9 protein-coding genes are annotated in these 13,697 nt (G+C 43.5%); all 9 read left to right on the top strand.

Annotated elements, in window-relative coordinates; all coding sequences use genetic code 11:
- Window position 1 precedes the first annotated feature (1 nt).
- The 9 genes from ACSBL2_RS22385 to ACSBL2_RS22345 all read left to right on the top strand — a co-directional run bounded on the left by ACSBL2_RS22385 (window position 2) and on the right by ACSBL2_RS22345 (window position 13,695).
- Window positions 2-1,849: a PAS domain S-box protein gene (locus ACSBL2_RS22385; protein ID WP_442588788.1), complete on the top strand. Its 1,848-nt coding sequence runs from the start codon at window positions 2-4 to the stop codon at window positions 1,847-1,849.
- Window positions 1,842-2,240 carry a response regulator gene (locus ACSBL2_RS22380; RefSeq protein ID WP_442588787.1) on the top strand — a complete coding sequence of 133 codons (399 nt, stop codon included), beginning with the start codon at window positions 1,842-1,844 and terminating at the stop codon, window positions 2,238-2,240. Before ACSBL2_RS22385 ends, ACSBL2_RS22380 begins: the two co-directional genes overlap by 8 nt.
- A 112-nt stretch (window positions 2,241-2,352) precedes the next feature.
- Complete coding sequence (locus ACSBL2_RS22375; protein ID WP_442588786.1) at window positions 2,353-2,940, top strand: RNA polymerase sigma factor; 588 nt, start codon at window positions 2,353-2,355, stop codon at window positions 2,938-2,940.
- 63 nt (window positions 2,941-3,003) lie between these two features.
- A complete protein-coding gene (locus tag ACSBL2_RS22370; RefSeq protein WP_442588785.1) occupies window positions 3,004-3,963 on the top strand; it encodes a FecR family protein in 960 nt (319 codons plus the stop codon).
- 182 nt (window positions 3,964-4,145) lie between these two features.
- The gene (locus tag ACSBL2_RS22365) at window positions 4,146-7,448 is read left to right on the top strand and encodes a SusC/RagA family TonB-linked outer membrane protein (RefSeq protein WP_442588784.1); all 3,303 of its coding nucleotides are present in this window, start codon (window positions 4,146-4,148) and stop codon (window positions 7,446-7,448) included.
- A gap of 22 nt (window positions 7,449-7,470) precedes the next feature.
- Complete coding sequence (locus ACSBL2_RS22360; RefSeq protein WP_442588783.1) at window positions 7,471-8,994, top strand: RagB/SusD family nutrient uptake outer membrane protein; 1,524 nt, start codon at window positions 7,471-7,473, stop codon at window positions 8,992-8,994.
- The gene (locus ACSBL2_RS22355; protein WP_442588782.1) at window positions 8,988-10,853 is read left to right on the top strand and encodes an alkaline phosphatase; all 1,866 of its coding nucleotides are present in this window, start codon (window positions 8,988-8,990) and stop codon (window positions 10,851-10,853) included. The genes ACSBL2_RS22360 and ACSBL2_RS22355 overlap by 7 nt, the downstream gene beginning before the upstream one ends.
- Window positions 10,854-11,159: 306 nt before the next feature.
- A complete protein-coding gene (locus ACSBL2_RS22350) occupies window positions 11,160-12,347 on the top strand; it encodes an ankyrin repeat domain-containing protein (protein ID WP_442588781.1) in 1,188 nt (395 codons plus the stop codon).
- A 10-nt stretch (window positions 12,348-12,357) separates the two neighbouring features.
- The gene (locus ACSBL2_RS22345) at window positions 12,358-13,695 is read left to right on the top strand and encodes an ankyrin repeat domain-containing protein (protein ID WP_442588780.1); all 1,338 of its coding nucleotides are present in this window, start codon (window positions 12,358-12,360) and stop codon (window positions 13,693-13,695) included.
- The last annotated feature ends 2 nt before the right edge of the window (window positions 13,696-13,697 follow it).

Below are 13,697 nucleotides of genomic sequence, written 5' to 3'. Positions count from 1 at the left end.
CATGCAAACGAAGCTCGAATTATATGAAAAGGTAACTCCCCTCGCTCAACTCGGCATCTGGGAAAGGAATCTACTGACTGGTGCTGTATATTGGAATGCAGTGATCAGGCAGATCTATGAAGTGGAGTCCCATGATACTTTTACCTTAAATCAAACACTCGATTTTTTCCTGGATAAGGAAGGGGTGAAGAACCTGATTGAAAAAGCCAGCCAGACTGGAGAAAACCAGATCGGGGAATTCCTGATCAAAACAGCAAAGGGAACGGTGAAATGGGTGAAGTCTAGGATACATTCCACCAGGAAGGACGAGAAATGTGTCCTCCTTTACGGTACACTGGAAGATATTACGAGTAGTGTAAACATGATCAATGCACTCGAAGAGAAGGAGGAAAGGTTCAGGCAGGCGTTTGACTATGCCCCAATCGGCATCGCGCTGGTGTCTTATTCAGGACACTGGATCCGTGTAAATAATAGTTTGAGGAGTATGCTGGGCTATGAGGAGGAAGAGTTTATGAACAAAACTTTCCTTGATTTTACACATCCCGATGATCTGGAACCTGATCTCAGTTATATGAATCAGCTGCTGCGAAATGAAATCAATTCCTATACGGTAGAAAAGAGATATTTTCATAAAAATGGCCAGGTGATCTGGGGGGTGCTGAGTGTTACGCTGGTGAGGAACCATCTGGGCGATCCCTTGTATTTCATTTCACAGATCAAGAATATCACCGACCGCAAGAAATATATGGAAGACCTGATTCTGGAGCGGCAGCGGCTGGATAATATTATCAAAAGTACCGGTGTCGGTACCTGGGAATGGAATATCAGGAGCGATAAAGTGGTCTGCAATGAGAAAACAGCGACACTGTTGGGGTATGAAGAACCACCGGATACCATGGAGGCTTGCCTAAACCTGATCCATCCGGCAGACCGGGAGGAAAATTCATTGCACCTGCAGCAGTACCTCCGCCAGGAAAGCAAATTTTACAGTACAGAATGCCGTATGCGCCACCGCAACGGAACATGGCTGTGGATTGAAATCAGAGGTAAAATCATTGAATGGGCTGCTCCGGGTGTCCCGCTTTTTATGCTGGGTACTTTTGCAGATATTCATGAAAGAAAGAGCATTGAACAGGAACGTAAAAGAAGCATGGAGGTGATCAGTAGCCAGAATGAACGGCTGTTGAATTTTGCACATATTGTATCACATAACCTTCGTTCCCATACCGGTAATATTCAAATGCTGCTGGATATGGTGATTACCGAAGAGGATGCAGAGGAGAAGAATAAAATGCTGCAGATGCTGGTGACCAATGCCAATAACCTTCAGCAAACACTTTCACATTTGAATGAGGTGGTGGATATCCAAAGCAGGAACATAGAAAATAAAAAGAACCTGTTTCTTCGTGAGGAGATAGAGAAGATCTTAAAAGTACTCTCCCCATCCATTAGTCAGATAAAGGCAAGGGTGGAGGTAGATGTGGATCCGGATATGGCCATTCCCTACCACCAGGCTTATATGGAGAGTATCCTGCTTAACCTGTTGACGAATTGTATCAAATACCGTGAACCCTCACGTCAGCTTGAAATTCAAATCAGGGCGTACAATGTGGATGAAACCACTGTTCTGGAAGTGCAGGATAATGGGGTTGGAATTAACCTGAAGCTGCACGGCCATAAACTTTTTGGCATGTATAAAACTTTTCATGGCAATGAAGATGCAAGAGGCATGGGGTTGTTCCTGGTTAAAAACCAGATCGCAGCCATGGGTGGAAAAATTACAGCAGAAAGCGAACCCGGAAGCGGGACATTATTTAGGATCATATTAAACAGTACGCTGAATGAATAAGCCCGATATTGCCTGTATTATAGATGATGATAAGATGTTCACTTATATCTTGTCCAAGCAGATGAAGCTGGTTGGATTTTCCATGTCCCTGCTGGTGTTTCATAATGGGATGGAGGCCTTGAAGTATCTCGAGCCTGTCCTCGAATCCCCTGAGGATTTACCGGATGTGATTTTGCTGGACCTGAATATGCCTGTAATGGATGGATGGCAGTTCCTGGATGAATTTACACGCTTTGATATTCAAAAAAAGATTACTGTTTATATCGTCAGCTCTTCGATTAGCCAGGCCGACCATGTGAAGGCCGCCAGTTATAAAGAAGTATCAAGGTTTTATGTGAAGCCTATTGTCATGAAGGATTTAGTGGATATGGTGAATAATATGAATACCTGATCCTTATTTCCATAATTTTTTCTACCGTCCTATCATTTTTTTCTGCTGTTTTCAAGTTTCAAGCTTTCTTAATATGGAAGAAATATTGGAGCTCTAGCTTTGCAAAAAAAAAGTGATCAGAACAATTCATACCCCTTCGGCATCTTCATTGCTGGCCTCTCTTAAAAAGGGGGACCACCTGGCAATGGAATATCTTTACCAGAAGTATTGGGAAGATGTATTGGATAATGCTTACAAGCGGTTGCGGGACGAAGAGATTGCCCAGGATATTACACAGGAGATTTTTATCTCCGTATGGGAGAACCGGGAACGCCTGAATATTGAAGGAAGCATTGAGGCTTACTTTAAGGGAGCTGTTAAGTATAAGGTGATCAATTATTTTAAGTCGGCCATGGTCCGTGAAAAACATAAGGAGGATATTGCCCTCCTTACCAGCAACCAAAGCTCATCCTCCGCGGAAAATATGCTAATGCTGAAAGATCTCCATAAACAGTTTGATGATGCCCTGGAAGAACTGCCGGAAAAAATGCGCGTAATTATCTCCATGAGCAGGAAACAGGAAAAATCTATTCAGGAGATTGCTGAGGAGCTTAACCTTTCGGCACAGACGGTGAAAAACCAAATTTCCTCAGCCCTGAAATTAATCCGGGAAAAACTTGCCTATACCCTCATTTTGATCATTTGTTTGTTGTTAACGTAAACTTAACGCAAGCTTAACTATTTCTGCTGGTACCGATCCGCTGCTGAGCTGACAGGTATATAGATGACAGAAGAAGAGAAAGCAAAAGATTTGCTGAAAAAATATGCAGACCAGGAATTGGATCCTGCCGGAGTAAAAAAGGTAGAGGAATGGTACGCTTCTCTTGAGCACAGTACCACCCGTATCGGCAATAGCAGAAAAGCTGAAATGAAAGCTGATATGTTCGCCGGACTTCAAAAGGCAATGGCAGTTTCTCCGGAACGTAAAGTGTTGAAGCTGGCTGCCCTGTTAAGGATGTCTGGCATTGCTGCGGCGATTTTTGTGGTGGCCGCAATGGGCATTGCTTTATGGCAACCTGCCGGTAAAGCTCCTGCAAGGGCTGAATTATTCTCTGTGACAACTGGAGCAGGACAGACAAAGAAACTTACTTTAGCTGATGGCTCTGAGATCTGGCTGAATCCTTCATCATGCCTTTCTTACGCAAAGGACTTCAGCCACACGAACCGTACGGTTGAATTGACTGAAGGCGAAGCTTTTTTTAAGATCGCCCATGAAGAAAAACGCCCCTTCCTGGTGAAGACTTCCGATAGCATTACCACAACAGTCCTCGGTACCTCTTTCCGTATAAAATCTTATAAAGCCCGCAGAAGCATCGATGTATTGGTGGCAACCGGGAAAGTGGCTGTCGGAAATTCGAGGCAGGAGTTTGCTACCCTGATCAAAGGCCAGCAGATTGCCTTTGATAAAGAAAACCAGCGCGCTGAGGTGACCTATATGCCGGTGCCTATTGAAGTGAAACTGGTATTTGATGGGATTACCTTACGTGAAGCACTGCGCGAACTGGAGTATGCTTACAGTATCCGGATTGAACTGGAAAACCAGTCTATCGCTGAACTCAAATGTAAGGCAACTTTCAATACCAGGCAACAGGCGGAAGAAATCCTGGATATTCTCTGCAGTCTGCACCATTTAAAATTCAAGGCAGCTGATGATCATAAAACCTTTAAAATAGATAAGATATGAAAAAATAAGTACTTCTCATGAACCGGTACTGATCAGATCAGTACCGGAATGCTAAAGCCGGCCCTTACGCCAATAACTGCCTGGCTTATTTTAAAACTAATTGTGTTATAAAACCCTATAAATATATGAAAACACCCTCAATTAAGAGGTTACCCGCTCTTTATAAAATCATGAAATATTCAATGTTAACTCTTTCAGTCCTCCTAATCTTTTGCTCGGCACTCGTGGCCTCGCCGATTATGGCTCAAAAGTTAGATAAAAGTACGGTTACGATTAAGATCGCAAAAGGCCAGTCGACTGGCGTTATCCTTAAAAAGATTGAAGCTGCAACCGGACTGCGTTTTGTTTATAATCCTGACATGGTCGCGAAAAATACAAGGCCTGTTACCGGTTCTTTTGAAAATGAGAAAGTTCAGGATTTACTGAACCAATTGGGTTTTCGCGGGACTGAAAAAGGGGCATATGTGATTCTTAGCAAAATGCCTGTGCCAGTTCAAAAGGTTCTGCGTGTCATTACCGGTACGGTGAAGGATTCTACCAGCATGTCTGGTATTCCGGGTGTAACCGTTAAAGTAATGGGTACGAATAGGGGTACGACAACTGATATCGATGGTAAATATAGCATCGGTGTGGAAGATAATGACATGCTTTCCTTCTCCATGATCGGTTTTAAAACCGTTACGATTAAAGTAACCAGCAGACCGGTGATCAATGTGACACTAACCGAAGATAAGTCTGTTTTAAATGAAGTGGTTGTGGTGGGTTATGGAACCCAGAAGAAAGCCACCCTTACCGGAGCAATTACTTCCGTAGGATTGGATAAATTGTCTTCCCGCTCTTTAAATAGTGTGGGTGAAGTACTGGCAGGAAAGTCGCCGGGTGTGATCGTGACCAACGAAGGTGGGGATCCAACAGCAGCGCCAAGGGTAAACATCAGGGGTGCTGGTGGTATCAATGGTGAAAGTCCGCTGTACGTAGTTGATGGTGTACTTTTTACCAGTGCACCGCAATTGAACCCTAATGATATAGAATCGATGTCGGTCTTAAAAGATGCCGCCGCTGCTATTTATGGTGCAAGGGCTTCCGGTGGTGTGGTCTTGATTACAACCAAACATGGACATGGCGGGAAACTGCAGATCAGCTTTGATGCAAAAGTTGGTGCACAGAGTGTGTGGAAGAAACTCGATCCCCTGAATGCTGAGGAACGTGCTACAGTGGCTGCTACAGCGGCAAGGAATGGCAATAGTACACTGCTGCCATCATTTGATGCAACGAAGTATCCTGATGGATTAATTACACGTACCAACTGGATGGATGAAATATTCAGAACAGGTATGATACAGGATTATAATACTTCAATTAATGGAGGTACTGACAAATCTAATTTCTTCCTGAGTTTCAACTACCGTAAAGCAGAAGGTATTGTAGAGAATACAGAAGTAAAACGTTATAATTTCAGGATCAATTCTGATCATGTGATCACTCCTTGGTTAAAAATAGGTGAAAACCTCTCTTATAGCAATACCAATGGAAATGGTGCCAACACCACCAGCGATTATACCGGAGCACTGTTGTCGGCTATTTATTATCCTACAAATGGTACAGCCTATAATGCTGATGGTTCTTTTGCAGGCCTTCCTGGTCCAACTCCCGGTGATTATGGAGATGTGATTAATCCTGTTGCTGAATTGCAGCGTATGGATATCCAGAATCCTACACACATACTCACAGTGAACCCCTATGCCGAACTTACCCTGGCAAAAGGTCTTACCTTCAGATCTAACTTAAGTATTACCAGTACTTTTAATAATTATAAAAGTTTTATACCAAAACGCCCGGAGGTGGGTAAGCCGGTATTGGACAATAGCCTGGAAGAGAGCAATAGACGTATTACCGATCTTCTCGCAGAGCAGGTATTGTCTTATCGTACCCAGATTGGCTTACATGGTTTAGATTTTGTAGGCGGTTACAGTTTTCAAAAAATGACCAATAAGTATCTTTCTGTGATCGGAACAGGGTTTGACAGTGAAGCTCCTGAATTGCGTTACATGGTTAATGCAAAGACGATCAGGATGCCGATTGGAACCAGCATGGATAAAAGAGTGATCTCTTCTCAGTTCTTAAGAGCAAATTACAATTATGATGAAAAATATCTTTTGTCTCTTATTGGCCGCAGGGATGCGACTTCAATGTTATCAAGCGACAATAGAACCAATTATTATTATTCAGCATCCGGTGGCTGGGTGATCAGCAGGGAGAATTTCCTGAAAGAAAGTACCTGGTTAAATGAGCTGAAATTAAGGGCGAGTTATGGTTTGATGGGGAATCTTGCGAGCCTGAATCCAACAGATGTAAGTCCTTTGTTGAGCAGTACACAAGCTTACTTCGGACAAACGCCTACTGCTCAGAATGGTTACATCTCTACTGTACTTGAAAATACAAATCTTACCTGGGCAGAGTCAGAGCAAACAAATATTGGTATCGACCTGGGCGTGTTGAACAGAAGACTTTCCCTGAATGCTGATTATTTTATCAAAGACACGAAAAATATGATCATGAACCAGTCATTACCAGGAACTGCAGGTTTGAGTACACAAACGATCAATGCAGGTGTGGTTCGTGACAGAGGAATTGAGTTGGGGATTACCTATAACAGCAATCCGGACAGGGCTTTCACGTATTCAGTAAATGCGACCTTAACAAAATTAAATAATAAAGTAATGGAGTTGGCTCCAGGGCAGCAGACCCTTCCTGTAACTAACAATTTCAGAAATGAATTGGCTCCTTTGGCCATAAGGGTAGGTCAGCCTTTGTATAGTTTCTACGTATTAAAAACTGAGGGTATATTCCAAAGTCAGCAGGAAGCAGACAATTACAAGAATGCGAGTGGAAATAAGATACAGCCGAATGCCAAAGCCGGTGATTTTAGGTTCGCAGACCTTGATGGCAGTGGCGCCATTGATGGTAATGACCGTTATTTTGCAGGAAGTGCCTATCCTGATTTCTCTTATGGCTTGAGTTTCAATGCGAGTTACAAAAACTTTGATATCAATATTTTTGCTCAGGGTGTTGCCGGTAACGAACTTTTTAATGCGGTAAAACGCACCACTTACAGTGCATCAGGACCATCATACAATAAATTATCTGGTATTCTTGATGCCTGGTCTCCTGAAAATCCAGGTGGAAAAGTACCTATTTTATCTACTTCAGACGCTAACGGAAACTTTAACGCCTCTGACTTTTATGTAGAAAACGGTTCTTATTTACGTCTTCGTAACCTTACCATCGGTTATACTTTCCCTAAATCTTTAAGTGATAAGTTCAAAGCCGGTGCTATCCGGGTATATGCCACTTCAAACAATTTATTCACGATCACTGATTACTCGGGTTTTGATCCGGAAATAGGAATGGACAATTTAGGTTTGGACGCAGGCCGTTATCCGCAGGCAAGAACGTTTATGTTTGGCCTTAGTTTGAGTTTATAAATTGAAAAACAACAAGAAAAAAATGAAACACAATATAAAAATGATGGCATTAGCAGCTCTTGCCCTTTTAAGTGGTTGCTCAAAACAATTGGACATTGTTCCTGAAGGTGCACCTTCTGTAAAGAATTTCTGGAAAACGAAAGAAGATGCTATAAAAGGTCAGGTGGGTATGTACAACAACTATAACAGTGAAGACTTTTATGGTCGTGGGATGTTTTGGTTTATCAATGCCAGCGATGATATGGTAACAGGACGTAATAAACCTGAAGGTGATAATATCAAAGATTTCAACAGGAGTTATATAGGTGGTGGATATACTGAAACGCAATGGTCATTACGTTATGCAATTATTAAGGCAGCCAATGATGTGATCAAAAATGTTCCCGCCATTGAGATGGATGAAACACTGAAAAAACAGATTATAGGAGATGCTTATTTCCAGGAAGGTCTGGTTTATTTTCAACTGGCAGCAAATTATGGAAATGATAAAGCCGGTGTGCCTATCGTAACACCAGAAGCTGATGCGGCTGTCGCAATCCCAAGAGCGGCGAATGTGAATGAAAATTATGATTATATCATTGACCTGTTCCTGAAGGCTGCAGATAACCTGCCATTATTCTCACAGATGGCTGCTGCTGATTATGGTAAAGGTCATAAGACTGCTGCCTGGGCGTATTTATCTAAAGTGTATCTCTACAAAAAGGATTATGCCAATGCGCAGAAGTATGCCGATATGGTGATCAGCTCCGGTCAGCATGAATTGGTACTGACCAGCTTTGCTGATGTTTTTAAAGCTTCCAACAACTGGTCGAAAGAATACATCTGGTCTGTTGTATGTACGCCAAATGGTGGTGGTACTGGCTGGGGAAGTAAACTACCGGGGGTAATGCTGACCAATAAAGCATGGGGGATATACAATGGCTGGGGATATTACCTGCCAACCAAAGAATTGTATGACTCATTCGAAGCAGGCGATCAGCGTCGTGAAGCAACTATCCTGAAGCCAGGCGATAAATTTATGTTCTTCGGTACTGAGCGTACTTTTACCAAAGATGCCGGTGCAACATCAAACTACCAGTTTAAAAAATATATGGAACCTTTTAGCTATGCCAATCCTATTCCACTTCACGTGAATCCGAATGGTGATAATGGAACGACAGATTTGAATGTTCCTCTGATGCGCTTTGCAGAAGTTTTATTGATTAAAGCAGAAGCTGCAATTCAGCTGAGTGGTGCCGGAGCAGGGGATACAGAACTGAACCGTATCCGTGTACGTGCCGGCCTGGCCGCAAAAATAGGAATGACCCTGGCAGACCTGAAACGTGAACGCCGCAATGAGCTGGCCGGAGAATGGGCTGACCGTCACCGTGATCTGGTCAGATGGGGTGATGCTCAGGCAACTTATGCTCAGCCATTGCATGATTATGATGGAAAACAGATCTGGGCTGCCAGGGCTTTCAATCCGCAGGTACACGATGTATGGGCTGTACCTCAGCGTGAAATTGACAACAGTAAAGGGGTGATTAAACAAAATCCCGGATGGTAAAAAGAACTTTAATATTTTCTACCCTGAGCCTCTGCCTGCTGTTTAGCAAGGCAGAGGCCCAAACAGGGCTGTCTTTTAATAACGGGCATAGTCACAATGACTATCACCAGAATATCCCACTTTTGCAGTCTTATTATGCCCGCATGGGATCTATTGAAGCTGATATTTTCCTGAAAAATGGCCAGCTGTATGTTGCCCATGATACCACGGAAATTAGTCAGGAGGCTACCTTGAGGAAGTTATACCTGGAACCCCTGGCGAAATTTTATGCGAAGAATGGGAATAACCCTTACCCGAATCCGGTACAGCGGCTTCAGCTGGTCATCGATATCAAGGAAAACTACCAGCAGGTATTACCTATCCTGATCAGGGAACTGAAATCATTTGATGCCATTTTTGACCATTCGAAAAATCCGAAGGCTATTACTATTGCCCTGAGCGGTGATGTTCCGCCACCTGGGGAATTTAAAAACTATCCGGATTTTATCTCTTTTGACGGCCGGCCTTATATTGACTATACCGCCGATCAGTTGAAAAGGGTATGTATGATCAGTGATGAACTCCAAAATTATACCGAATGGAATGGTAAGGGAACGCCGACGAAAGCCGATGAGCTGAAATTAAAATCGGTGATTGAGAAGGCCCATGCGCAGCATAAGCCCTTCCGGTTCTGGGCAACCCAGGATAGCCCGAATACCTGGGTAGAACTGGAACGTTTAGGGGTAGACTGGATCAATACCGATCAGCCGGAACAGCTGCATGATTTTTACCAGCATAAAGATAAGCTGAGCTATACCAACCCGGTTGCTTATCCGGTGTATAGCCCAACTTTTAAATCGGACGGCATCAAGAAGAAAGTTAAAAATGTGATCTTGCTGATCGGGGATGGAATGGGGCTTGCCCAGGTGCATGCCGGCTGGATTGCCAACCATGGGAATCTGAATATTACCTCCATGCGCAACAGCGGTTTTTCACAAACGGCGGCTGCAAATTCGGGAAATACGGATTCTGCTGCGGGAGGTACAGCCATGGCAGTGGGAGAAAAAACCAATAACCGGTACATTGGTATGGGGCCAGATGATAAAAACAGGACCAATCTACCCGATACTTTGGCCCTTTATGGAATGAAGAGTGGGGTGATTAGTTCTGCTGATATTACTGATGCCACACCAGCGGCATTTTATGCACATCAGACCGACCGCTCTTTTAATCAGGCGATCGCCAAAGACTTGCTGAAAAGTAAGGTGGAGATATTGGTCGGTTCGAATGAAAGAAGTTTTCTGGCCAATGCAGATACAACCTTAATGGATTCATTGAAAGCCAAAGGATATACCTGGAGCAGTTCCATGGCCGACTTTAAACAGCAGCGCCATGGAAAACAGCTGGTGCTGTTACCGGATAGCGTGACCCGGCCTGTAAAAAATGGAAGGGGCGATATGCTGGTACAATCTTTAAAAAAGACCATAGAATTATTGTCTGACAATAAGGAAGGCTTTTTCATTATGGCTGAGGGGGCGCAGATCGATTACGGAGGTCATGCCAACGACCTGCCTTATGTAGTGACGGAATTGCATGATTTTGATAAGGCTGTAGCCGCCGCCTTAGCTTTTGCCGATGAGGATGGGGAAACACTTGTTTTGGTGACCGCAGACCATGAAACCGGAGGATTGACTTTGCTGGAAGCTTCGGCTGAGGAAGGAAGGATCCAGGGGGAATTCAGTACGAATGACCATACCAATATTATGGTTCCTGTGTATGCGTATGGTCCGCAATCAGCTGAGTTTCGCGGCACTTATCCGAATACGGCCATTTTCCACAAAATACTTAAAGTTTTATTGCCCGCCAAGCGGAAGAAATAACACACTGGTTTACGCCATTAGAAGAGAAAGCCATAAAAAATGCCCCCAAATTTGAGATATGATTTGAGGCATTTTTTATGGCCTTTTCTTTTTCATTTTTTTTACAATTGCTATTGTAGCATAAAAAGGTCATCATATGTAAATTTTCCTTATCTGCATGGATATGTTTTCTATTCCAAATTATTTTTCACAGAAATGGCAGGTAATGAAGGAGCTATAAAGGATTCATAAAATACGGTACACAAACGGCTCAATCTTTGATTTGAATATGTTTTTTAGGAATTAAACATATTTAGCGGTTGTTTTATGCAGGATCACACCTTATTAGTAGAAGCATTTAAGAATAGTAATTTCCAGGAAGCAAGGGAACTCTTAAAAGAGGAATCAAATTTTCCATCCGACTTACGGCCTTTTGAAAGGATACCGCTTTTTGATCAACTGATTATTGGCAGGGCCTTCGATATCATCCAGTTGCTGGTTGATCATCAGTTAATTGAAACGGATCTTTTTGAGTATGATACTTTCGACCGTACGCTTGTTCAGTCGATTTTTAAAAACCTGAAGGAAGATGAAGAGTCGGTTGCCTTTTTAGACGATTTTCTCTCCAGGCTGCAAAGTCTCAATGATGAGGTGAAAGGGGAAAGTATACTCGCCTATGCTTTGGAAAACGGAACAGCACTGTTTATCATTAAAGGCCTGATCCAGGCAGGTTGCGATATCAACTGGGTAAACAATGCCGAAGATACCTATTTGCACCAGATCACCTCAAATAACAGGATCAATCCGGAACGGGCGGCAGAATACCTTGTCTTGTTTTTAGCCGAAGGATTGGATATCAATGCAACGAATGTGGTGGACAAGACCCCGTTGATGGAAGCGATATCCAGGAATAAACCAGTACTCATTGAAATTTTGCTGGAGAATGGTGCCAGTTGTAATGTGCAGGATAAGTCGGGCGAGACGGCATTTTACAATGCCGTAGTGAACATGCTGAATCCTAAGCTTTACCTGAAGATGGTGGAATATGAAAGTCCTGATTTTGAACTGCGTACCAAAAATGGGGAGACCATCCTCCATGAATATATCAAGAGATTGAATCGCCCTGCGGAGGAATCACTAAACTTCCTGACCAGGATGATTGAAGATGGAGCCGACCTGTATGCTCCTGCCCTGTACTATGGCAAAGAGAAAACACCTGTGGCTACTGCTGCGGAAAAGCCATTTGAAATATTCAAGGCTATTCTCGATACCGGAAAAGTAGAAGTATCGGCAACAGATGAGGAGGGGAACACCATCCTGCACCTGGTGTGTAAATATGATATCAATTTTGATAAAGAGGCGGCGAAGGATACGTATAGAAAGGTGAAGGCATTACTGGAGCTGGGGGCTGATGCAAACCTCAGCAATAGCAGGGATGAAACGCCTTTAATGCTGGCCTCTTCGGATAACCTGAAGTCGAAAACTGTGGAACTATTGCTTACCAACAAGAATTAAACATATGTCGATGTCATTTATAATTGCCTGTGAATCGGGTAAAAGAAAAATTGCGGAGATCCTGCTTAAAAATAAGGAGGTTGATGTTGCCTATACCGATGAAAAGGGGAGGACGGCATTGCATTATGCTGCACACAGGGGCTACCTGGATATCGTGAAATCATTGATCGATGCCGGTGCAGAAATAGATTATGAAGACCATAATGGAGAAACACCCCTGTTTTTTGCCTGTCTGCAAAAGCAAAAACAAACCGCCCATTATTTACTGGAAAGGGGTGCCCGGGCAGATATCAGTGACCATCAGGGAAACGGTCTCTTACATATTACCGCAAGAACGGCTCAGGTAGAGACCATCCGGGAAATAGTGCAGACCGGCGTGCAGATTGATGCAGAGAATAACCAGGCCGAAACTGCGCTGATGTTCGCGGCCTGCAGCAGGAATAAGGAAGTGGTTGAATTGTTCCTCAGCAATGGCGCAAATGCCAATGCGACTGATAAAGCCGGAAATTCGGCGCTCTTTTATGGGGTAAATGCAGGAAGTTTAGCTGCCATTGCAGCATTAATGGAAAATGGTGCCGCAATTAATCAGGCCAATCATGCCGGGGAAACACCACTGTTGTTGGCCTGTTACCAGAATAACAACATGATGATTAAGCTGTTGGTAGCGCACAATGCCGATATTACCGTGTCTTCCAATACGGGTTTATCGCCGATCTGGTATGCCTGCAGCCATAATCAGAAGGAGATTGTCTCCCTTTTCCTGCAGCATGGAATTGACGTGAACTACAGTAAGCCCTTATCGGGCAATGAAGATGCCATGGATTCCTACCTGGATTGGGTACAAACAGCAAATAACCTTTCCAATGATAGTAATTTTTCACTCCATAGTACCTATCAGTATGGAGCGGAAAGCCTGCTCCATGTCGCTGTGAAAATGGGGCACCTGAGTATGGTGAAACTATTGGTGGAACAGGGTGCCCTGGTGAATATCCAGGATGAGAGTGGAAATACCGCCTTACATTATGCTGCGGCGAATGGCAAGAAGGATATGGTGAAGTACCTGCTGGAGAACGGTGCCGACACTGCCCTGATCAATGTGAAGGAGCAGAAAGCCATTGATTATTCCAATATCAAAGGTTTTAATGAAATTACAGCCTTGCTACTGGCTTTTGGCCCTAAGGATAAGGCTAAGGATGACATGATTGCCGGACCACCGTCCGAAACTGCAGCTCAACAGCCCCTAAACAATAAAAAGCAGGCTTTAATGGACCTCAAAGAATTACTGGATGCCGGGATCCTTACCAAGGCAGAATTTGATACCGAAAAGGGAAAGATCCTTGCTGGATAAGT

Origin of the sequence: Pedobacter sp. AW31-3R (genome assembly GCF_052180285.1) — a bacterium.
Taxonomy (GTDB): domain Bacteria; phylum Bacteroidota; class Bacteroidia; order Sphingobacteriales; family Sphingobacteriaceae; genus Pedobacter.
Note: the sequence above shows the minus strand (reverse complement) of the source record. Positions and strands in the feature narration are given on the sequence as shown.